Origin of the sequence: Polyangium sp. y55x31 (genome assembly GCF_029946505.1) — a bacterium.
Taxonomy (GTDB): Bacteria; Myxococcota_A; Polyangia; order Polyangiales; family Polyangiaceae; genus Polyangium.
The window spans coordinates 423,645-444,677 of the sequence record NZ_JARZHG010000003.1 but is presented as its reverse complement, the minus strand read 5'-3'; the positions used below and the strand labels follow the sequence as shown (position 1 = coordinate 444,677).

The window sequence follows — 21,033 nt, the reverse complement described above, 5'->3', positions numbered from 1 at the left end:
CTATCCTCCGAGATCCATGGTCAGCCCGAGCGATTGCACGAGACCCGTGCGGCGCAGGCGGTAGACGATCTCCACGCGGACCTCCGCGGGCGCGCTGTCCACGTCGACGACGTCGATGCGCTCGACGTCGATGCGGTCTTCCCAGCGGGCGAGCGCATCGGCGATGGTGTCGCGGATGCGGCGCCGCGTGGCGAGCGTGCTCGGCTCGCCCACGAAGCTCTCGAGCCCCGCGCCGAACGCCGGGCGCATGAGCTGCTCGCCCGGGCGCGTGCGCAGGATGATCTGAATCGCCTGGCGCACGCTCTCCTCGAGCGTGGGGAAATGCAGTTCGCCCGCGTCGTCGGGCACGGCGAGCAAGGGAAAACCCACCGGCGGGCGCGGGGGCGAGGCGCGGCTGGTCATGACGTCATCCCTTTCGGCAGGCCCTGGGTGAGGCTCTTCGGCACCGGGATGCATATCTTGATGAATGCAATCCAGAAGAAGACGATGTTGAAGAGCCCGATGAAGATGTTCAGCACGAGGAACGCGCAGAGCGTGATGATCGGGATGTTGAACCCGCAGATCCAGTCGATCCCGCCGCCGCCCTCCTTCGCCTTCCCGTCGAGGAAATCCTCGGGCTTGTTCTTCGCGAGCATGTCGAAGATGTTCTTCGGGACGCGGAAGGCCACGTTCGGCAAAAACTTCTTGATGTTGTCCTTGTCGATGGGCGGCAGCGCGACCTGGATCGGCGGCAGGTTGCCATTCTCGTACCAGGGCGCCACGCGGAAGGCGCGGCTCGGCGCTGCGCAAAACGAAAGCTTCGGCGGGCACCCGTCGTCGCGCTTCACCCGGACGAACGCCTGGATCTCGTACGTCGCGTCGATGTCGTCGAAGCGCCCCCGCCGCGGCGCGATCGCGGCCACGCGCTTCTGCGACGCGAGCGACGCAGCAGCCGCGATCGTCGCCGCCTGCGCCTGCGTGATCGCCGGCCACGACGCGGGCATCACGAACGATTGGTTGCGCTTGTCATGAACGAACACTTCCGCGGCGTCCGCGAGCGTCTTGCCCGCGGGGCGCCCTTTGGCCTCGCCCTTGTACGGCAGGAGCACGCCGTCGAGCGCTTTTTTCATGCTCGGATTCTCGAACGCGTCGAACACGGCGGAGAGGCCGCGCAGCATGATCACGAATCGCTCGAGCGTCGCGACGGCGGTGTTCCTGAGCGTCTCGGCGAGCGCCTTGTCGCCCCCCGCCTCGGCGAGGAACGTCTTGTCCTCCGCGAGCTCCTCGCGCCATTTGCGCGTGAATGTTTTACCCGCGAGCCCGCGCAAGCTCGGCGCGGAGGGCGAGACGACGAAATAAGGCGAGAGCATGTCGCGAATCTCGCCCTCGTCGTATTTCGGCGGGGCCAGGTTCGTCCTCGCGAACTCGCTGCTGGCGAGGGGCACGAGCCCATAAAGAATGGTTTTCCCCACCGCGGCGCAGACGTTCGGCGGCGCGACGAAGAGCAGGGTCGTCGCCTCCTCGAGCGAATCGGGCGCGCCGAGGGTCGAGGCGAGCCGAGCCTCGATCTCGGCATTGCCGGCCGCGTGGGGCGATTTCCGGCGCGCGGGATCCGGATCCCGATCGAGCTCCTCCGGGCCGAGCTCCACCCAGCCGACCGCCTGCCCATTCTTGCGCATCCACCCCTCGCGCGCGCCCGATTTACTCACGCGCCGCAGCACGAGGCCCGCGCTGTCGATCTGCTTCGGATCGAGGCGAGGTTCGCCGAACACCTCACAGACGACCTCGAACATCGCGAGGTAAAACGAGCGGTGAACGGGCTGAAGCAGCGAGAGGGACGTGACGGGCTCGCCCGCGCTCCGCGTCGCCTTCGCGATCGCCTTGCGCCCCTCGGCGGTCGCGAGCTCCGCGAGGAGAGCCACGACGAAATCGTCGTCCGTTCGCTCGACGAGCACCGGGCGGCCCCCTTCGGCGGGGAGCGGATCCCCCGTCCGCCCGTCGAACCCGAGCCCTCGCAATGAAACCGGATGCGCTACCATACGTTCCCAGCTCCCGGCGTGTAGGTATTGGCGACGACGGTCACCGCCTGGAGGACGTCGCATTTCACGATGCCCGAGAACGTCGACATCATGGCGTTGACCTTGACGTCGGCCGCATTGACCTCGACCTGGGCGCCGTTGACCGTCACCTTCTGGGCCGCGTCGACCGTCACGCCCTTCGTGTCGAGGGTGATCTTGTTGTTCGCCGCCTCGACGACGATACGGCCGCCGCTCGTCTGCTCGACGGTGATCGATTCGCCGCCGGGCGTGCTGATCGTCACCGTCGCCTGCCCGTCCGCCGCCTCGACGATCGCGACGCGGCTGCCCCGCTTTCCGGTGATCGTCCACCGATCGACGCGATCGCCGCCGAGCTCGTCCGGCGCCTTCGCCGAGCCGCTCCAGAGCCCACCGACGACGAGCGGCTGGCGCGGATCCCCATTGACGAACACGACCGCGACCTCGTCGTCGACGTCTGGCAGGAAAAACGCGCCCCGACCGCCCCCGGCGAACGGGACCGCGACGCGGGCCCACACCGCGGCGTCGATATCACCGACGCCCGGCGACGTCGTCGTGAGCCGAACCTTTACCCGCGCGAGGTTTTCCGGGTCGGCGACATCGACGACGCGGCCGAGATAGGTCCCGTGGAGCGCGCCGAGGCTCGGGGTTCGAGGGGCTTCGGGGGCTTGCATCACGGTCCTCCCAGGAAGGCGCATTCGGCCTCGAAATCGATCTCGTACCCGCGCTCGACGTCGAAGCGGTGCTGGGCCCGCACGACGACGTACGTATTGTCGAACCGCGGGCCGAGGCCGATGAGGCGGACGTGCGTGCCCACGCGCAGCGCAGGGTTGCCCTCGGCCGTCGCGTCGACGCAGACGAACCGGCGCGCCCGGCGATCGAAGCTCGCCTCCGCAATCGCGCGCGCCTCGTCGTCGGTCGTCGCAGGCACGTCGCGCAGGTGCTCGATTCGCGCGCCCACGGCGGCCTCGAGCAGCGCCGATCCGCGCCGCCCCGCGCCGGGCCCGAGGTTCGTCCCTGTGCCGCTGCCCTCGACCCTCCGGCCCGCGATCGCGTCCCAGCCGCCCACGGTCACCTCGGTGACCTGATGCGCCAGATCGGCCGTGACGCGCGCGCGGCGCAGCGTGCTGCCGAGCATGAGCTCGAGCACGCCGCGGCGGACGTCCTTGCGCGGCGAGACGTGCAGCTCTTTGCCCACGACCTGCACGTCGCCGTCACGCGCGGCGAGCATGCGCCGCAGGAATGCGAGGTCCGTCTCGTCGAGCTGCACCTGCGTGCCGAGCGATTCCGTGAAACCTTTCACGACGGGATCGAGGCCGATGCGCGAGGCGAGCTCCTTCGCGATCGAATCGATGCGCGCGTCCTCGATCACGCGGGTTCGCCTCGACAAACGCGCCCGCTGGAGCGCGTCCTCCGCGAGCACGAAGAGCTCCGGCGCCACACCAACCTCGAACGTCCCCTCGAGCCCCGTGACGAGGCCGCGGAAGATCTCTTGCGGGCCCAGCTCGTCACCCGCATAAACCGCGATCTCGACGCCGTGCCTGATCGTGGCCTCGTCCTCGAAGGCGAGCTCGACCTCGGCGTCCTCGAAGCGCGCGGCATTGAGCAGGCGCAGCTCGAGCGACGACATCCCGCCCTCGGATTCCTCCATGCGCATGCTCGACAAGAGCCTCGTCACCCCGTCGGAGGCCTTGCCGGAGACCCGCACGGTCGGCCGCACGCGGTTGATGTCTTCTTCGGTGAGGTTTGTCTCGGCCATGGTCGTTCGTGCTCGCCCGGGGACCTTTCAATCGGCACAGCGACGCGCTCGCCGCGCGGCGCGGATGCGGAGCTCGCGCTCGATCTCGTCGATGCGCTCCTCGACCAGCGCGCCCTCCTCGGGCGCGGCGTCGCGCGGGCTCGATGGCTCGCCGCCGGAGCCCTCGCCGGGGCCCTGGGCGACGCTGCCCACCACCTTGTCGATCGATATGCGCATGCTCATTCCTCGTCGAATCGAACGCGCCTCTTCGCGCCGCCGAGCCGCGGCGCGCCGGCCACGAGCTTGCCCCCGATCTCGAACACCGCGTCCTCGTCGACACGCTCCGTTCCCGGCTCGGACGACGGGAGCAGCCGCGAAGGGTCGATCCGCGGCCTCCGCGCGGCCCCCTGCCCGGGGGAAGGCGTGTGAATGCCATCAAAAGCGCCCTGGGTCGCCGGGACGCCCGCCGACGCGCGGCTCCCGCGGGCCGGACCGCCTGCGGCGGCGGAGGTTTGGCCGGGCAGTCCACTTCGCGTCCCCCGCGTCGCGCCGGCGGCAGCGCCGCCGGAGAGCCGCGCGCGCGTCCCCGCGGCCCCGACGGCGCCGAGCGTCCTGCCCCCGGACGAACGCGAGGGGCCCGCAGACGCACCGCCGGGGCGGCTCGTGCCCCCCGTAGGCGAACCAAGACCTCCGGATACGCCGCCGCCCGAGGAGCCCCCGATCCCGGACGAACCTCCTCCTCCACCAAAATCGGCAGAGATCCCAAAATCGGCCGAGACGCCGAGGCCGAACTCGGCCGACACGCCAAAATCGGCCGAGACACCCATACCAAACTCGGCCGAGAACCCGAACTCGGCCGATATCCCGAATCCGAACTCCGCCGACGCACCGAACCCCGCGCCGGATCCCCCCTCGGCGAACGGGACGGGCGGCGCGAGCGGGACCGCGTCGTCCACGGTGAGCGTGTCCGACTCGGGAAAACGCATGTTTTCCTCGCTATTTTGCTCCGCGATCGCCCGGCCGGCGTTCGGATCGCCGCCCTCCGTGCCCGCGTCCGTCGTCGATTGCCCCGGCGCGCGCGGCGTCTCCGTCGCGCCCTTCTCCATCGACGAGGATCCGGCCCATTTGCCCGCCTTGAGGCCGTCCGGGCCGCGATTGAAGACGTCCTTCTTGCTCGTCATCCCGAGCGCGACCGTCGAGCGGAGCGGGACGCCATCGGCCGAAAAAAACTCGATCGTCTCCTTGTACGAATCCACGAGGCCCGTGAACGCGAATGCGCCCCAGGAAAACAGGACCTCGGGCGGGGGGCTGCCCTTCGTGTCGCCGAGCATGCGCGCGACCTGCTCGGTCTTGTCGCAGACGTTCGCCCCCGTGGCCGTCGTGTCGAACACGAGCTCCATCGAGAGCTTCGAGGTGCTCTCGTTGACGACCTGCTGCTTGCCGAGCCTCTTGTCCTTGCTCTGGGCGAGCTTGGTCTCCATCGTGAGCTGGAGCGACGCCGGATTGAAATCGACGTCGATCGTCTGCTTCTTGCCGCCAGCTCGCTTGACCACGAACTGGGCTCGCTTCGGGTCGCTCACTTGCCGCCTCCCTTGCCGAGCTCGAGCGTGAGCCCCTCGTGGACGAGGTGTAGCTCCTCGATGCCCACCTCGGTGGCCCTCGCATTCAGATCGGCGGCCTTGAATTTCACCGGCATGGCGCGCGAGAGCTTCCAGAGGAGCGGCTCGCTGTCCCCGTCGGGCGGGAAGACGGTGATCGTCACGCCGCACCGATGACCATAATCGCCGCTCGCCACGCGGTGAAACCATTTGAAGAGCTGCCCGCCGCGCGAGATGCCGCGCCGGAGCACCACCGTGGCGAACGTGACGGGGCCAGCGAGCTGCTTTCCGCCATAATTGTTCCCGCCCGCCTTGATCACCTTCGGCTCCATCGTGGCCTCGAGCCCGGTGCACTCGGCGAACGAGCCGACGGTCTCGCCTTTCGGCCGCTTGAACGGCTCCGGATCGAAGGCGAGCTCGAACCGGAACGCGTACATCGGCGGTCGCAAGAACGGCGCATTCGTCGTCACGGCGCCTCCCTCCTCCCGAGCGACGCGGCGCCGTCCTCGCGCAGCGTCAATGTCACGCGAATGCGCTCGATCGCGTGCGCCGGGGAAAACTCGATCTCGGCGACGAGGCGCCCCGCGTCGACGTCGGCCTGCGTCGTCGTGGTATCGTCGCAGCGCACGGAAAACGCCTCCTCCGGCTCCGCGCCGCGGAGCGCGCCGAGCTCCCAGAGCCGCGTGACGATCCCCTCGATGCGCCGCACGATGCGCGCGCGTGTCTGCGTATTGGCCGGCTCGAACACAATGGCGGCGCCGACGTCGCGCAAGGCGCGCGTGAGCACCGAGACGAGCCTCTGCAGCCCGCCCTGACGATATGCCTCGTCCGGCGAGGTCGTGACGTCCGAGAGCAGCCGCAGGCCCGAAGGCGTCGTGCCGAGGAGCGAAATGCGGTCGACGAGCGGCACGTCGAGCGCGCGCTTCGTGTGCCCGCCCTTCGTCACCGGCCCGAGCATCGAAGCCCGCGGCCGCGACGCGATCGCGCTGCGCTCGAGCAATGGGAAAACTTCGAATACGTCGGCGAGCTCCGCGCCCATCGCGCTGCGGAACGTGCCGCGCGCGAGGGCATTCCGCGCGAGCACGCCCGCGAGCACGGCGTCGGGGCTCTCGACGCCGCCGGGCAAGATCGCCGACGCCGGCGTCTTCACCCACGGATACACGATTTGAACGAACGAGCTCTCGATCCGAGGAAGGAGCGCCCACGCGCCGCCCTCGCCGCCGGACGTGAGCAAAAACGCGTGCAGGTCCTCCTCGGCGAGCGCGGTATCCTCGTCGCGGAGCGGAATGGGCAGCGCCGCGACGAGCTCGACCTCGCGCGCGTGGCGCGCCAGCATCGCCCCCGCGCGCGCGACGAACGTGGCCCACGCGTCGTACCCCAATGCATTGCAGCGAGGCACGCCCGCGGCGAGCGGCGACATGGTGAAGGTCGAAGACGTCGACGACGCCGAGCATTCCACGAAGACCTCGGGCGCGCCCGAAGGCACCACCGGCGGCGCCGGGGGAGCGACGTCGGCCGCGCAGAGCGCCGCGAGGTCGGGCAAGCAGAGCAGCGAGACGTCGGGCAAACCGAGCACGTGCGCCGCGCCCCTCCAGAGCGCCCGATCGACGGGAGACGCGTCGAATGACACGCCCACGCCGGGGAGCAGCTTCGCGAGGTACATCAAACGGTCACTCTGGCTCCCCTCGGACGATTTCGGTGGGGCGAGCGCGACGACGTAACACGCCCGCCCCCCTTGCGCGAAGAACGAGCGGACGGCGGCGCCGAGGTACGTCCCGGCATGCGGCGCCGAGAGTCCGTCGCCACGATCCCACGCGAAATGCCGATCGAAGGTCTCCCATCGATCGATCGGCACCGGCACGTCGACGAGCGTGGGATTCTCCTCGTCGTCTCGCTTGTAAGGCCCGCGCGTCCATCCGGCCTCCTCGAGCCAGCGCTTGATCGAGGCCGCGACGGGCACATCAGCACGGCGCTCGGCGAACCCCACGAAGAGGGCCACATCCATTCGCGCGCTGCCCCTCGCGGGAGCCCGAGGGGCGCTATCGAAGACGAGCCGGTTCATCACGCGCGTAGCCCTATCGATCAGGTGACGTCAGGGAAGCCCATTTGAATGTCCTCGGCCGAGAGGACGATTTCCTCCATGGCCACGTCGCCGCCGCCCTTCGCCGCGAGCGTCGGCCCCGTGTATTTCATGGGGGTCACGTTGAGGAGCTTCCACGCCTGGACGGGCTTGCGCGCCTCGTCGAGCAGCGTGATGAGCACCTCCTTGCGGCCGAGCGGCCCACGCTTGCGGATGTCGGCGATCCAGTCCCAGAACGCCCTGGAATCGACGATGCCGCGCTTGAGCGTGACGTCGCCCGTCTTGTAGATGCCGGGCACCTTGCGGACGTGGTTGTCCGGGTCGCTGCCCTCGCGGTACTCGGCCATCGTGAACTCGGTGTTGAGCCCGGAGACGTCCGAGAACCCGCCGAACGCGTCGCTCCCGTCGATTGAGACCGTGAAATTGAATGCCCCGTAGGGCGGTCGCTTGCTCGTGCTCATGGCGATCTACGTTCTCCTCGTCAGTTGCCCGCGTCGGCGGTCTTCTGGCCGATCCGGAAGATGACGAACTCGGCGGGCTTGACGACGGCCACGCCGACGAGGCAGATGAGCCTGCCATTGTCGAGGTCGTTCTGCGTCATCGTGCTGCGATCGCAGCGGACGAAATAGGCCTGCTTCGCGTCCGCGCCGAGCAGCGCGCCCGAGCGCCACTCGTTGTAGAGGAAGCTGCCGATCGTCTCGCGTACGTTCGCCCAGAGCCGCTCGCCGTTCGGCTCGAAGACGGCCCATTGCGTCCCGACGTCGATCGAGCGCTCGATGTAGTTGAAGTAGCGGCGCACGTTGACGTATTTCCACTCGGGATCCGAGCTCATCGTGCGCGCGCCCCAGACGCGGTATCCGCGGCCGGAGAGGTAACGCAGGCAATTGATCCCGATCGGGTTCAAGACCTCCTGCTCCGCGAAGTTCACATCGGTATCGAAGCGGAGCGCGCTCCGGACGACCTCGTTCGCGGGCGCCTTCCACACGCCTCGCTCGACGTCGCTGCGGGCATAGATGCCGCAAACGAAGCCGGACGGGGGGAGCACGAGCTCGCGCGGGTCCGTGCTGCCGGGCCTCGCGAGCGGGTTTGGCACGACGACCCAGGGGTAATAAAGCGCAGCGCGCGTCGAGTCGTGCTTCGCGCGGAGCGTCTGGACCTCCGAAATCGTGAGGCCCTTCGGCGGATCGACGACCGCGATCCGGTAGGCGCGCCTCGTCTCCGCCGCGGCGATGAGCTCGGTCCGAATGCCATGCGCGTCCGTGTACGCCGACGAGCCAGGGGCCGCGATGATCGAGATGTCCTCGACGCCGCCGAGCGCCGCGAAGCCCTTCGCGTAGCTCGCCGTGACGGGCTCGCCGCCGTCGTCTCCGCCCGCGAGCTGCCGCACGCCGCTATTCGCGAGCAGCGCCGTCAAGAGATCGAACGTATCGACATTGGTCGAGACCGTCACCGAGAAGAGGCGCCCGAGGTGATCCGCGCGGCTCATCGCGTCCGGTGGGAGCACGTTGCCGATGAAGCGCGGGTGCGCCTTGTCGACCGCGAGGTTTTCGTACGTCGTCTCGTCGCCGTCGGCGTCGATCGTCGTGAGCGTGAGCGACAAGAGGGACACATCACCCTGCGCGAGCAGCTGCGCGGCCGTGCTCGTATTGCCGTCCGCGTCCGCCCAGTTTCCATTCGCGAGCTTCTTGAAGAACAGATCGGTCGCGCTGCCGGCGCCCTCGCCCCACGTGTCGGCCGGGGAGCCGAAGCCGAGCGCGGCGTTCGCGGTCCCCGTCCCCTCCACCGTAATCTTTGCCTTCGAGCCTGTCGCCGTCGTGGCGAACGTGAGATTGCCGTCCTTGTCGATGAACACCTTGACGGCGAGGTTTTCCGCAGTGATGAGGGCCTGGATGTCGTTCACCCCGACCGCGTGGAGGTCGGGGACGTTGTTGTTCGCCGTGTCGTTCGCATTGCCCTTGAGCGGCGTGGTGAACGCGATCGCCGCGGGAGACGATTTCACCTCGATCCGAGCGCCCGTGCCCGCCGCGTCCGTGCCGAGGACGAGCGTCGAGCCGGACACGAATGCATACCCGCCGCGCAGGCTCTTGTTGATCTCGATGGCGATCGCCTCGAGCGAAGTGCCGGTCGTGAGGGCGAGCCTTTGCTCGAGATCGCCGATCTCGACGACGAGCTCCTCACCATTGGCGATCGTCACGTTCCCGGGCGTGGCCACCGCATCCGATGTCACCTCGGCCGATTTGCCCTTGAACGTGATGGTCTTCGGCGTGGCGACGTTGTTCGCCTCGGCGATGAGCTTGAGGGTGGTGAGGTTCTTCAAGTCGAACGTCGGTCCGAGCGGCGTGGCGGCCTTCGCGAGCGCGGGCGACGCGTTCGCGGTGACGACCGCGATCGTCCCCTCGGAGGCGCCGGCGAGCGCCGCATCGGCGGCCGGCGTCCTCACGCCGCGGAAGACGAACTTGCCATTGCCCGTGCTGCCGGGGAAGCGGGCCGCGAGCGTCACGTTGTGACCCCCCACCGCGAAGGTGAGGCTCGCGATCCCGTCCGTCTCCGGATCACCGCCGAAGACGCGGGCGACGTAGAGCCTGCCGCCTCCCTCGTTGAAATAGGCGCGCACGGCGTGCGCGAGGTAATTCAGGGGATCGACGCCCTGGCCGAGATCGAGATCGGCGAGCCCGCCGAAGAGCCGCGCGAAATCGGCGAAGCTCGTGACGAGCTCGGGCTCGCCGACCGGGCCCTTGCGCGCGGGCCCAGCGAAGCCAGTGGTGCTGGTGCTCACCCCTTCGATGGATTTGGAGCGGAAGCTCGTCTCTTCCACGTATACTGCAGGCGCGAGGTATTCAGGCACGAGGGCCCCTCCTTCGAGGATGGATCAAGGTGTAGGTGGGTTCGTCGAAATGGTAATGGGATCGAGCCGGTGCTCTCGACCCGAGACGAGCTCGATGGCCCCTTGCCAAGCGAGCGTCGCGTTGTTTTCGTCGCGCTCGTCGGGATAAAGCGGCGCGTAGCCCGCCTTCGCGAGGTAGACGCGCGCCTCTCCCTCGAAAGGAGCCGTCGCGACGGCCCCACTCGTGTCCTCTCCCCATCGGACGACGGGGATACGCGGCACGAAGACGATAGCCTCGCCGCGCGCGTCGGACAAGCCGCGGCCGACACGCGTGACGTTTTCGTCGACGGGCACGGAGACCTCCACGATCGCGCCCGCGACCTTCTCCCCGTCGTCGTACGAGATCGACAGCCGCACGCTCGTCGTCACCGCGACGGGGCGCGCGATGGGGGATGGATAGAGGAGGTACTCGACGGGCGAAAACGCGGCATTCGATTGGCTGCGCGGCAGGTGCACGGTGCCGACACGCGAGAGGTACCGCCCGCCGGGGTCGGCGACCGTGAACTCGAGCGCGACGGATCCATGCGCCGGCGCGCCGGGCGGCGCTTGAAAAGAGCCCGTGAACGCCGCGAGCTCGGCATCGACGCTCGCGGCGCCCGTGCGCGCGCGGGTGATCACGAACATGCCCGAGCGATTCGCGACGAAGCGTATTCCCTCCCCGGCGACGGAGAGAGGACTCAGGATCGGCAATCCCGTCTCCGCATCGAGGAAGCGGACCGCGCCGAGCACGCGGTCGTCGACGAGCTCGACGATCACGAGCCACCTCCCTTGTCCTGGACCTCGAAGCGCCGCGCGAGGACGGGTTTGGCCGGATCGTACGTTCCGAGATCCTCGAGGCGCACGACGCGCGCGATGTACGAGGCGCTGAGGCAGTAGGGGCGCCGGATCGCGTCCCAGATGCGCATCAGATCTTCGTTCGAGAGCTCGGCGGGGATCACGTGGATGACCTCATCAGGCCCGAATTTGCCTTCCTCCGTGAGATCGGAGGCGCCGAGGATCTGGTGGGTGTGCAGTTTCAGCATCGTCCACCCCATGATCCTGAGCTCGTCCTCGACCTTGTCGGACCACACCGTGAGCAGGAAATGCAGATCGAGCGCGAGCGGGGGCGGCGCGTCGGAGGGCCTCGCTCCGAGCGGCTGATTTCTGAGGTGCTCGTTGACCGTCGCTCGGTACATGTAGAGCGACACCCGCGGCTTGACGGGCGCGTCTTCGCCTTCGCTCACATCGCCCATTTCACCGCTCGACAGGACGGCGAAATCGCAGCTCGGCAGGAGCGACGAGTGCTCGGGCTTCGCCTGATCCGCCTGATACGCGTACCTCAGGTACGACGCCAGCGAATCAGCGACAGAATGAATGGCATAAAAACTCGCCACGAACCGCATTCCTCCGGCACGGGTACTTCGATTGCACCAGTAGGCAGTCGATGAACGTGCTGCGCGCCCTGGATCGTCCGTCGTCGTCCGCGGAATACACGAGTATTCCTGCGTCCGCCTCCCTGGATCCAGGGCGCTCGCGGCGCTTCCCGACTGCCTGTCATGCTCGACGTCGCGCTCACGGGGCGCGCAGACGTATCCCGGCGTCAACGCCGGGAATCGGACGTTCTAAGAATACCTAAGGAGTCCCCGGACGCTCCGCCACCTTATCATGGATTTTGGATTCGATGTCAACACTTATCTTTCGGATGTCGGATGTCGAAAGTGCGAACACGAGTACGCCAGCACTTCTCCTTATATGGGCGCGCGCCATGGGTGGCTGCTTCGCATGTCTTCCAATGCGAACCGAAAAGGACGCCCTGCTGGATGACGCGTCTCCCGAACGGCGCGGCGCGGCGCGGCGCGGCGCGGCGCGGGCGGGCGGCACCCTTTTTGCCATTGACGTGGCTGCCATTCGCCCGAACCGCTGTCTCCTCTTGTAAGCCTCGGCGGGCACGCCCTGTTCCTGAAATTCGTCTTGCGCGCCGCGCGCTCCTCTACGCACCTCATCGTCCTCATGTCCGCTGCAGGCATTCCTTCCGGTTATGAACCGGCGGACGGGTGTCGCTGCGCCGGCACCCCGCGGAGCACGCTCCCCGTCGACGCCACGCCTGCCCCTCGCCTCGGGGAGCGCGCCTCGCCATCTCGACCTCCCGCCGGACGACCTAGCGTAACGTTACTGCTCCTCGTGAATCCGGGCCGCCATTCCTGCGTTCAACGCGCACCCGACGGCGCTGCCAGCGCTGCGGGCACGAATCGGACCATCACCGGGCCTTCGGCCCAGGGAGCCTCCCCGCAAGTATCGTATCGATGCCTCGTCGACCGTTCGTTTCGAGTATGGCGTCGAGCTCGAGGTAGTCACCGATCGACGCCATCGCAGCATCCCGTGTCGGGAAGCGCATCGCGTCGACCAGCTTAACCTTGAGGGTCGCGAAAAGCTCTCGGCGACCGCGTTGCCCCAGCCGTCGCCCGTGCGGCTCATGCTCCCCACGATGCCGTGGTCGCGCAGCGCGTTCCGGTAGTCCTCGCTGGCGTAGGGCATCGCGAAGCCCACGACCCGCCGCGAGAGCGGCGATGAACGCGAACTTCACTCGCTCTCCTTCACGAACCTGGCATCGACACCCATACCTCTGTTATCATCCGAACAAGCACCATGAGCCTGTCGGCAACCTTCGGCTTCGAAGGCGGCGCCTCGCGCCCGAGCGAGGCGCCCTTCCAGCTCCTCGTTTTTCCTTTGCCCTTCAACCATTTCACCGTGCGCTCGTTCCGAGGCCGGGAGGAGCTGTCCGGCATCTACTCCTTCGATATCGTGGTCACGGGGCCTGATATCGGTGAGGGCACGGTGGAGCGGCTTTCGCTCGGGCAACGCGCGCTCCTCGTGCTGCGGGCCGGGAAGGCGCCGCGCGTCTTTCACGGGATCGTAGCCTCGGTGCGGCACGAGGGGCTGCGCGGGGCGCACGGAGCTTCACAGTTTCGAATGCGCCTCGTGTCCAGGCTATGGCTACTCAAGCACCGGCGCCGATCGCGGATTTTTCAGAACCAGCGCATCGATCGGATCCTCGCGCAGGTGCTCGGCGAAGTGAACATCGATGCCCGCTTCCTGCTCCGCGGGGAGCACCCGGTGCGCGAGTATTGCACGCAGTACGAGGAGACGGATTACCAGTTCGTCCGGAGAATCACGGCCGAGCGATAACGTGGCGTTCGCGGAGCGTTCGTATGCCCCGGGGTTCCATGTCCGCATTCTGGAGCGAAAGGGGGATCAGGTCGTGCCGAAGTACTTCGCCGCTGCGTGGCCCCGTGCGCTGCCGCGTGACGAGGGGGCTGCTCCCACGCCGTTCCTGGTGTTCTTCACCCACCAGCTCGCCCAGAACCGCGATGCACTGCAGTACCTCAAGCAGTATCCGGACGGCTGGGATTACTTTTATATATCCTTGTATCGATACCTCAATTTCATGGGGAACCCACTCGACGCTGCGAGCGACGGCCCGTTCACCCGCGGGCTGCTACCGCAGACCGCTGCCTCCGGGAAGAATCTCGTGCTGGTGATCCCAGTGCCGAACGCGATGCAAGGTGATGCGGAGCTCGGCGACGGACTCGACGCCGGCATGATGGAAACATTTCTCCTGGAGATCCAGTCCTTCTTTTTCAAGCAGGCTGGACTCTTCCGAGCGCCTAGTTCCTATATCGGGCGTGTGGCGCTTGGTGCGTTCAGTTCCGGGAACAACCACATCCCGCGGTTCTTGAGCCGATATAGCAATGTGTCCCACCGGTTCTGTAGCGATACCGTCAAAGACGGTATGCATCAACTCATCTGTGCGTCAATGCTCACGGATGCGCTTCGGCGCAGCAGATTTTGAAGGGGCGTTCGTCGTGAAAGCCATCCACGTAGGGAACCGAATCTGTGCAGGTCTTGTGATTCTGTGTTTCCTTGGTTGCGGGCCGCATGCCGCCCAGGATATTCCCCCGCCCCCTCCGTCTGCGCCTGCTCCGCCTCCTGCGCCTCCACCCGTTGCGTCGACTCCGCCTCCACCAGAGGAGGACGTCGATGGTATTCCCCATGCGGTCGACCTGGAGCCTCCTCCGCCGCGCTTCGATCCAGCGGCATGGCTCGCGGAGCGGGGCGTCACCGCGTCCATTCCCGAGGGCCATCGATGCACCAAGCCGTTTCCCAGCGCGCCAGGCCGGCCAGACATGCTCCTGTGTGAAATGGTCGAGCAGGCGGCCGCAGGACCCGATCCGGCGGATTATTATTACTTCGTCGGGCACACCGTCGTGTTCGAAGTTTCCGGCAAAAATCTTAAAAAAAGTTCGATGTAGTCGATTCGATTCAGCCGTTCGACGCGGTGACCCGCAACTCGTACTATCTCCTGTTCGACGTGCGCGTGGAAGACGACGGCGCGGTCGCGGTGGAGGAGCGTCCTGACGCGAATTGCGCCCGAGCGCTCGCGAAGCGCGAGGACGACGGCCCTGCAGACAAGCGCAACGCGGCTCACCGGCGCTTCCTGGAGAAGGCTTGCAGGAACGTGGGGCGACACGTCTTCTCGAACGGACGCTTTCATCCTCCTCGGCGTCCGTAGACAAACCCAGGGAATCGCCCGAGTTTCCCTTCCCGGATCGACGTGCGACGGGCTCGCCTGCGACGCCAAGTCCCCAGGTCCCGCCAGACCTGGCGACCGTAGGGCAACGAACTGACACCCTCGACCTTGGGTTTCTCGAACCGATCTCGACCTGAGAAATTCCTCAATTTTTCCCGCTCCCGATTACACTCCGCCCCCACGATGTCCCCCCGCGTCCTCACCGCCGCCGCGCTCGGCCTCCTGACGTTCGCCCCACACCTCGCCCAGGCCCAAACCCCCGCCGGCGGCATCGCTCTTGGCCAGTTCGATCCTGCCCCCGCCGGAGACACCTTCTTCGGCGTCCCTTCCCCCCAGACGAACGGCCACCTCGTCCCCCGGGGTCTCGTCATCTTCGACTACGCCCATCGTCCCCTTGTCGCCGCCCTCGAGGACGGCGGCACCGAGACCTCGCAAGGCGCCATCGTCGGCGCCCAGGCCTTCCTTCACGTCGGCGCCTCACTCGCCCTGTGGAATCGCCTCCTCGTCTCCGCCTCGTTCCCCCTCGCGGTCCTCCAGCAAGGCGACAGCCCTACCATCGACGGCACCGTTTTCCGGTCCCCCGCGGGCGTGCAGGCCGGCGATCTGCGCCTCGGCGCTCGCGTCCGGCTCTTCGGCGAGAGTGACGATGCCATTCAAATGGCCGCCGGCGCCACTCTCCACGCGCCCACCGGGCCCGAAGGGGCGTTCACCGGCGACAATGGCGTTCGCCTCTCGCCCGAATTGCTCTTCGGCGGCCGATTCTGGCACGTCGCCTGGAGCGCCGCGATTCGTCCCGTCTTTCGCACCTCGGACAACCCTTCGACGCTTTCCTACGGTGCCGGTATCGCATTTCTGCTCCTCGGCGACCGCCTGCGCATCGGGCCGGAGATCTCGGCCTCCACGCCGCTCCAGGAAGGGCTCGTTCGGCTCGACGAAACCAGGACCATTCCGCGGAGCCTCGCGACGAACGCGGAGCTCTGGCTCGGCATCCGCGGCAACGTGATTGGTGGCCTCTGGGTCGGCGCTGCGGGTGGGCCCGGGCTCAGCGAGGCGATCGGCACGCCCACCTTCCGCACCATGGGCCTCGTGGCGTGGTCCCCCGAAACGACGAAGCCAAAGGTCATCGCCCCGAAGGTTACCGATACCGACGAGGATGGCCTGATCGATACGGCTGACGATTGTCCCTACGCATTCGGCGAGAAGAGCGACATCAAGGGCCGAAACGGCTGCCCGAAGGTCGACGGCGACGGGGACGGTGTCGATGATCCCGACGACGTTTGCCCCGAAAATCCTGGCGCCACGACCGGCGATCCGAAGAGGCTTGGATGCCCGCCGGATCGCGACGGCGACAGCGTGCCGGATGCGATCGACGTCTGCCCCGATGCAAAGGGGGAGGCCGAGAAAAACGGTTGTCCGACCGTGCCCCCGGGCAGTTGAGGTCAACCGGCGCGCCGGGGACACCGCGGGGGCGTCCTCCCGCGGTTCATTGCATGGCCGGCTTGGGCGCCTTGAAGATGGCGCCTTCCTTCGTGTTCGGCGTTCCGCCTTCGACCCAGTAAACGAAGGCGTCATCGACCGCGACGGCGCTCGGGTTGTTGCGCTTCGAGGCGACCTCGAACGTCGCCTGCTGCGCGACATCGTACCCCATCACGCTCCCGTCTCCGGCGCTCGTATAATACAGGATCGTGCCTGGACCGCTCGTATCGAGCGCGATCCCCGTGGGGCGCGAAATGGCCGTGAGAATCGGCTGCCCCTGCGAGAAGCCCACCCCCGGCGTGTAGACTGCGCGGACGATCGAACCCTGGGGATCGAGCTCCGCCCAGGCGAGGGCCACGGCATTCTGCTGGTCGTCGAGCTCGAACGTGAGCGAGCGCGGCGTCTTTTGCCCGGTCGCCACGACGAAACTCGACGCACCGTCATTGCAGGCCACCACGCCGTCGGCATTGCCCGTCGTCCCCTGGTATCCGAAGCACACCAGCGTCTTCATGGTGCTGTCCACCGCCGCGACGACGCTGAACGGCGCGACGCCCGCCGGGTTCACGTTCGTGATGGGCACATCGACGCCCCTGGTCAGCGCCCCGGAAGCATCGACGACCGTCTCCATGCCGCTCACGCGATCCCCGCCGAGCTCCGTGACGAAGACGCGCTTGCCATTCACGGCGACGCCCGCGGGCTGGAGCAGGCCCTCCACCAATACATTCTCCGACGGCGCGCTGGGCTCTCCGAACGGCGCCCAGCCGAGACGCCCGTTCGCGTTGTCCGTGGCATCCGTCCAGAGAACGAATCCGCGCGGATCGATGATGAGCCCCTGCGGCACCCCTTTCGCGATGGCCACGACGGCAGGCGTTCCGCCGGTCCTCGGCACCATCTTCACGGCGCCGGGGACCTCCTTCGTCGCGAGATCCCCTTGCGTCGTCCAGTAGATCCCCGTGCCGTCGACGGCGAGCGCATTGGGATTCACCTGGCCCCCCACCACGATCGTCGGCTCGTTCGGATCCGGCGGCGAGTACAGAGCATTCCCCGTCGAGGACCACGGCCCGCACGTCGGAATGGACGTACGCTTCTGCTCGCAGGGCGCGGGCCCCGCAGGCGTGCCGACGACCCGGGCAATCTCCGCTTTCCTGAACTTCTCGCAAACGGCTGGCGGAAGCGAGACTGCATTCGCTCCCTCCGCCTTCCACCCGCCGTCGCTCTCTGCATCGAGCGCCACGAAACAACCCTGAGCGGTACACATGCCGCTGCCCTGCGTCTCGAGCCCGACGTTGAAGATACCGGCCGTGAACATCCCGCTCGGGACCGCCGCGCGGCACGTCGTGCCATCCGCATCGAACGCCGCGAGATCCAGGTCGAGCCCCGTGGCTCCCTCGAAACACGTGCCCGTATCGAAACACGTGCCGTCCCCGTTCCCCGTCCCTCCCCCGAAGACGCCCTCGGGATCGTACGCGTCGAGATCCTTTTCGGGGACCACCTCCGTCACGCACTTGCCCGCCCTGCAAGTGAGCCCATCGCCGCACGTACTCTCGTAGATGAGCTTGCCTTCGTCGTCACGAAGTGGTTTGCCCGAGGGATCGGTCTTCGGCCTGGCCGCGCCGTCGCAAAGGAACTCGATCGGCACCGGAAGTGTCACCACGCGATCCCTGGGCACCGTCGTGACCGCGTCACGCACGACGCGGATGAGCGGATCGACGAAGTTTCCTTGCGTCAGGAGGCCTCGGAATGCGAGGACCTTCACCCGGATCGGCCGCGTCTCGGTTTCGTTTGCGACGATGCTGAGCGTGGCGGGCAGCCGGATGGGCCTTGCGTTGTCGGGATCGACGATACGATCGTAGTTCTCCTGGAACACGATCCCGCCGGTATCCTCGTAACTCACGACGATCCGGATCCGATCGATGTCCTTCGGCAACGACATGTCCGTCTGCAGGGCGAGAATGACCTGCCCCCGCGGCTCCGCCGAACACGAAAGGAGCGAGGAAAGAGCCAGCGCAATCGCAGCGCCCGTCGTGCGAACCTTCTTCACCGACGACCTCCGAACGTGAGCGGCACCGTCCCGATCGTCCCGTCGATCGGCGGCACCTCGGTGGGCCTGAAGAGGACGGCCCCTCCAATCGCGGCGCCCGCGGCGAGCACGATCCCGCCTCCGATCCAGAGCCATTTCGACGTATCCGACGGCGCGGGGAGCGGGTTCAGCGTGATCGGAACGCGGCGCGTCTCGCCGTCCTGCACGACGACCTCGTTCTGATACACCGCCATTCCCGGCGCGCTCACGCGCACGGTATGACCTCCGCTCGCCACATACCCCTCGTAGCGCCCGAGCCCCATCACCTTGCCGTCGATCGCGATGAGATCCTTCGACCCCGCCTCGATCACGATCCGACCGCGACGCCAATCGCGTTCGAGCTTCGCCACCACCGTGAGCGTGGTGCCGCCGTCAATCGTCTTCTTGATTTCGAGCGGCTTGTAGCCCGGCTTTTCGACCGTGATCTTCCGGTCGCCCACATCCATGCGAACCGGCTTCGCGATGGGCGCGGTCCCGACGGGCTCGCCGTCGACCGAGACCTTGGCGTCCGCCTCGCTCACGACGAGGGTCACCTCGCTCGTCAGCGTCCGGAGCGCGGCCTCGAGCGCCTTCAAGGACTCCTCCTCCTCCGGCGTGATCGCGTCTCCCGCCTTGCCGCGGTACTCCTCGAGCAGCGCGAGAGCGCGGCTGTAATGGCGGAGATCCTTCTCGCAGACGGCGATGTTCTTGAGCAGCCGCGGCTCGGGGGTCAGCGAGTAAGCCTTGCGAAACTTGACCAGCGCGTTGGCGAAGTCTTTCGTTTCGTAAAGCATTTTTCCGCCCACGTATTCGTCCTTCGCGGCGCCCGTGAGCACGTCTGCGAGCGGCGGAAGGGGGGGCTTGGGCGGCGGCTCCGCCTCGGCCGTCTTCTTGGCGGCCGGCTTCTTGGCCGCCGCGGCCGGTGCTTTCGCGGCAGGTTGTGCCGATGCTGCTCCGGCGACCAGCACGGTCGCCGCGGCGACCAGCAGGCTTCGCGCCAGGGTTTTCTGAACCATACGCGCCATCGGCGGTGTGCTCCTACTCGATTCCGATCGTGAGAGGATTCTTCGACGTACTCTTGGTCGTCGGCGGAGGCGGAGGCGAGGATTTTTCGGGCGTGCTGCTCTTCGTCCCCGGGACCGGGGGCAGCGTGCGCGTCGCGGCGGGCTGGGACGACGCCGCGGCGGAGGCCGCGCTCGCCGGCGCAGAAGCAGTGGGCGCCGGAGCTTCGGGATTCACGAGCGCCGCGGCAGGTTTCACCTCGGGCTCGGAGCGGGCGGACGGTTCCAGGGTCGGCGTCGCCCTCGCGTTGTCCGGCGTCACCGTGGATTCGACGCGATTCTCCGAGGAACCTCGAAACAGAAAAATGCCACCTACCGAGACGAGCCCGAGCAGCGCGACCGCGCCCACGACGAGCCCCATACGTTTCCCCGACGAGCGCGTCTCGCCTGCGACGTCGGACCCCGATTTCGAGACCGCGACCGTCGGCAAACTCGAACCGGTGTTTCCGTCTCCCGACGCAGTCGGGGGCGGCGGCGAGCTCGCCTCCGGATGCGTGGTCCTCGCGGCGCTCGTCGCGGCGGTCACGGCGGGCATCGAGCCCGAGCTCGACGTGGAGCTACGAATCGGCGGAGCGGGCGCCTGCACGGAGACGCCCGTGGCTTCGAGGACACGCTTGGCTTTCTCGGCCGAGATACGCGCGGTCGGCGGGCCGAACTCGGCGATCCCCAGGGCGAACTCGGCGATGTTGTTGAAGCGGTGTTCCCGCTTCTTTTCGAGGCATCGGAGAATCAACGCCTCGAGCTCGGCCGGGACGTCGCTGCGGTATTGCGAGAGGGGAGGCGGAGGCTCGAGATTGACCTTGAGCACGAGCTCGGAGAATGCCGTCCCATTAAAAGGCACTTTGCCTGCCAGGAGCTGGTAAAGGATGACCCCGAGCGCCCAGATGTCGCTCCGGGGATCCACGTCCTTGCTCGACTTGAGCTGCTCGGGCGACATGTAAAGCGGCGAGCCGAGGACCATCTCGGTCTTCGTGAGCTGCATCCCGTCGCCGCCCTCGGACTCGTTTTCGCTGACCTTCGAGATGCCGAAGTCGAGGACTTTGACGCTCCTCGAGCCGTCCGGCGTCGTGGTCAGGAAGAGGTTGGCCGGCTTGAGGTCACGATGGACGATGCCCACGGCGTGCGCCTCGGCGATGGCCTCGCAGGTCTGCAGGATGTAGTCGACCGCCTCGGGGATGGGCAGCGGGCCCTGCGTCTTGAGGTGGCGCAGGAGGTCCCCTCCCTCGAGGTACTCCATGACCATGTACGGCGCGCCGCTCCCGAGCTCACCCACGTCGAGCACGCGCGCCACGTGTTCGCTCTTCAGGCGCACCGCGGCGCGAGCCTCGCGCAGGAAGCGCGCGACGATTTCCGTGTTGTCCGGCTGGAGCAGGTACTTGATGGCGACGCGTTGCCCGAGCTGCAGGTGCATGGCCGCGACGACCACACCCATGCCCCCCTTCCCGAGAACGGATTCGACGCGGTACTTGCCCGCGAGCACGTCCCCTTCGCAAGGGTTCGCCAGGCTAGGCTGCGGGGGCTCGGTCACGCTCATGAT

19 protein-coding genes and 1 pseudogene are annotated in these 21,033 nt (G+C 67.4%); 4 read left to right on the top strand and 16 right to left on the bottom strand.

Features of this window, described 5'->3' with window-relative positions:
• From QHF84_RS08105 to QHF84_RS08050, 12 genes are all read right to left on the bottom strand, one after another.
• The gene (locus tag QHF84_RS08105; RefSeq protein WP_272420677.1) at positions 1-402 is read right to left on the bottom strand and encodes a GPW/gp25 family protein; all 402 of its coding nucleotides are present in this window, start codon (positions 400-402) and stop codon (positions 1-3) included.
• Positions 399-2,018, bottom strand: coding sequence for a hypothetical protein (locus tag QHF84_RS08100; RefSeq protein ID WP_281312618.1), 1,620 nt, complete (start codon positions 2,016-2,018; stop codon positions 399-401). The genes QHF84_RS08105 and QHF84_RS08100 overlap by 4 nt, the downstream gene beginning before the upstream one ends.
• Positions 2,012-2,707 (bottom strand): phage baseplate assembly protein V, encoded by a 696-nt coding sequence (locus QHF84_RS08095; RefSeq protein ID WP_281312617.1) that lies wholly within the window; start codon positions 2,705-2,707, stop codon positions 2,012-2,014. The genes QHF84_RS08100 and QHF84_RS08095 overlap by 7 nt, the downstream gene beginning before the upstream one ends.
• Positions 2,707-3,792 carry a contractile injection system protein, VgrG/Pvc8 family gene (locus QHF84_RS08090; protein ID WP_281312616.1) on the bottom strand — a complete coding sequence of 362 codons (1,086 nt, stop codon included), beginning with the start codon at positions 3,790-3,792 and terminating at the stop codon, positions 2,707-2,709. The genes QHF84_RS08095 and QHF84_RS08090 overlap by 1 nt, the downstream gene beginning before the upstream one ends.
• Before the next feature lie 27 nt (positions 3,793-3,819).
• Positions 3,820-4,008, bottom strand: a complete 189-nt coding sequence (locus QHF84_RS08085; protein ID WP_281312615.1) for a hypothetical protein — start codon at positions 4,006-4,008, stop codon at positions 3,820-3,822.
• Positions 4,009-4,010: 2 nt separating this feature from the next.
• Positions 4,011-5,351, bottom strand: coding sequence for a hypothetical protein (locus tag QHF84_RS08080; RefSeq protein ID WP_281312614.1), 1,341 nt, complete (start codon positions 5,349-5,351; stop codon positions 4,011-4,013).
• On the bottom strand, positions 5,348-5,839 hold the full coding sequence (locus QHF84_RS08075) for a phage tail protein (RefSeq protein WP_281312613.1): 492 nt from the start codon (positions 5,837-5,839) through the stop codon (positions 5,348-5,350). The genes QHF84_RS08080 and QHF84_RS08075 overlap by 4 nt, the downstream gene beginning before the upstream one ends.
• Positions 5,836-7,374, bottom strand: coding sequence for a phage tail sheath C-terminal domain-containing protein (locus tag QHF84_RS08070; RefSeq protein ID WP_281312612.1), 1,539 nt, complete (start codon positions 7,372-7,374; stop codon positions 5,836-5,838). The genes QHF84_RS08075 and QHF84_RS08070 overlap by 4 nt, the downstream gene beginning before the upstream one ends.
• A 77-nt stretch (positions 7,375-7,451) precedes the next feature.
• The gene (locus tag QHF84_RS08065; RefSeq protein WP_271926574.1) at positions 7,452-7,910 is read right to left on the bottom strand and encodes a phage tail protein; all 459 of its coding nucleotides are present in this window, start codon (positions 7,908-7,910) and stop codon (positions 7,452-7,454) included.
• 20 nt (positions 7,911-7,930) lie between these two features.
• Positions 7,931-10,294, bottom strand: coding sequence for a phage tail sheath subtilisin-like domain-containing protein (locus QHF84_RS08060; RefSeq protein WP_281312611.1), 2,364 nt, complete (start codon positions 10,292-10,294; stop codon positions 7,931-7,933).
• A gap of 24 nt (positions 10,295-10,318) precedes the next feature.
• Complete coding sequence (locus QHF84_RS08055; protein ID WP_281312610.1) at positions 10,319-11,089, bottom strand: hypothetical protein; 771 nt, start codon at positions 11,087-11,089, stop codon at positions 10,319-10,321.
• Positions 11,086-11,706 (bottom strand): DUF4255 domain-containing protein, encoded by a 621-nt coding sequence (locus QHF84_RS08050; RefSeq protein WP_281312609.1) that lies wholly within the window; start codon positions 11,704-11,706, stop codon positions 11,086-11,088. The genes QHF84_RS08055 and QHF84_RS08050 overlap by 4 nt, the downstream gene beginning before the upstream one ends.
• Positions 11,707-12,104: 398 nt before the next feature.
• Between QHF84_RS08050 and QHF84_RS08045 the strand changes: the two genes are divergently transcribed.
• On the top strand, positions 12,105-12,248 hold the full coding sequence (locus QHF84_RS08045; RefSeq protein ID WP_281312608.1) for a hypothetical protein: 144 nt from the start codon (positions 12,105-12,107) through the stop codon (positions 12,246-12,248).
• A 477-nt stretch (positions 12,249-12,725) separates the two neighbouring features.
• Here the strand turns inward: QHF84_RS08045 and QHF84_RS08040 are convergent.
• Positions 12,726-12,841: pseudogene (locus QHF84_RS08040) on the bottom strand (IS3 family transposase); the annotation flags it as partial.
• A gap of 117 nt (positions 12,842-12,958) precedes the next feature.
• Here QHF84_RS08040 and QHF84_RS08035 point away from each other — a divergent pair.
• The 3 genes from QHF84_RS08035 (at position 12,959) to QHF84_RS08025 (ending at position 16,337) form a co-directional block, all read left to right on the top strand.
• A complete protein-coding gene (locus tag QHF84_RS08035) occupies positions 12,959-13,498 on the top strand; it encodes a contractile injection system protein, VgrG/Pvc8 family (protein WP_281312607.1) in 540 nt (179 codons plus the stop codon).
• Positions 13,499-13,571: 73 nt separating this feature from the next.
• Positions 13,572-14,162, top strand: a complete 591-nt coding sequence (locus QHF84_RS08030; RefSeq protein ID WP_281312606.1) for a hypothetical protein — start codon at positions 13,572-13,574, stop codon at positions 14,160-14,162.
• Positions 14,163-15,083: 921 nt separating this feature from the next.
• Positions 15,084-16,337: a thrombospondin type 3 repeat-containing protein gene (locus tag QHF84_RS08025; protein WP_281312605.1), complete on the top strand. Its 1,254-nt coding sequence runs from the start codon at positions 15,084-15,086 to the stop codon at positions 16,335-16,337.
• A gap of 46 nt (positions 16,338-16,383) precedes the next feature.
• Here the strand turns inward: QHF84_RS08025 and QHF84_RS08020 are convergent, their stop codons facing one another.
• Genes QHF84_RS08020 through QHF84_RS08010 form a run of 3 tightly spaced genes read right to left on the bottom strand, consistent with a single transcriptional unit; the run spans position 16,384 to position 21,030 of the window.
• On the bottom strand, positions 16,384-18,417 hold the full coding sequence (locus QHF84_RS08020) for a hypothetical protein (protein ID WP_281312604.1): 2,034 nt from the start codon (positions 18,415-18,417) through the stop codon (positions 16,384-16,386).
• Positions 18,414-19,460, bottom strand: coding sequence for a PEGA domain-containing protein (locus QHF84_RS08015; RefSeq protein ID WP_281312603.1), 1,047 nt, complete (start codon positions 19,458-19,460; stop codon positions 18,414-18,416). Before QHF84_RS08015 ends, QHF84_RS08020 begins: the two co-directional genes overlap by 4 nt.
• Before the next feature lie 13 nt (positions 19,461-19,473).
• Complete coding sequence (locus QHF84_RS08010) at positions 19,474-21,030, bottom strand: serine/threonine-protein kinase (RefSeq protein WP_281312602.1); 1,557 nt, start codon at positions 21,028-21,030, stop codon at positions 19,474-19,476.
• Positions 21,031-21,033: the final 3 nt, after the last annotated feature.

Excerpts from the sequence above, each read along its gene's own strand:
- QHF84_RS08085 (WP_281312615.1), bottom strand. The coding sequence starts at position 4,008 with ATGCGCATATCGATCGACAAGGTGGTGGGCAGCGTCGCCCAGGGCCCC.
- QHF84_RS08070 (WP_281312612.1), bottom strand. The coding sequence starts at position 7,374 with ATGGATGTGGCCCTCTTCGTGGGGTTCGCCGAGCGCCGTGCTGATGTG.
- QHF84_RS08025 (WP_281312605.1), top strand. The coding sequence starts at position 15,084 with ATGTCCCCCCGCGTCCTCACCGCCGCCGCGCTCGGCCTCCTGACGTTC.
- QHF84_RS08035 (WP_281312607.1), top strand. The coding sequence starts at position 12,959 with ATGAGCCTGTCGGCAACCTTCGGCTTCGAAGGCGGCGCCTCGCGCCCG.
- QHF84_RS08095 (WP_281312617.1), bottom strand. The coding sequence starts at position 2,707 with ATGCAAGCCCCCGAAGCCCCTCGAACCCCGAGCCTCGGCGCGCTCCAC.
- QHF84_RS08090 (WP_281312616.1), bottom strand. The coding sequence starts at position 3,792 with ATGGCCGAGACAAACCTCACCGAAGAAGACATCAACCGCGTGCGGCCG.
- QHF84_RS08100 (WP_281312618.1), bottom strand. The coding sequence starts at position 2,018 with ATGGTAGCGCATCCGGTTTCATTGCGAGGGCTCGGGTTCGACGGGCGG.
- QHF84_RS08065 (WP_271926574.1), bottom strand. The coding sequence starts at position 7,910 with ATGAGCACGAGCAAGCGACCGCCCTACGGGGCATTCAATTTCACGGTC.
- QHF84_RS08015 (WP_281312603.1), bottom strand. The coding sequence starts at position 19,460 with ATGGCGCGTATGGTTCAGAAAACCCTGGCGCGAAGCCTGCTGGTCGCC.
- QHF84_RS08010 (WP_281312602.1), bottom strand. The coding sequence starts at position 21,030 with ATGAGCGTGACCGAGCCCCCGCAGCCTAGCCTGGCGAACCCTTGCGAA.
- QHF84_RS08045 (WP_281312608.1), top strand. The coding sequence starts at position 12,105 with ATGCGAACCGAAAAGGACGCCCTGCTGGATGACGCGTCTCCCGAACGG.
- QHF84_RS08105 (WP_272420677.1), bottom strand. The coding sequence starts at position 402 with ATGACCAGCCGCGCCTCGCCCCCGCGCCCGCCGGTGGGTTTTCCCTTG.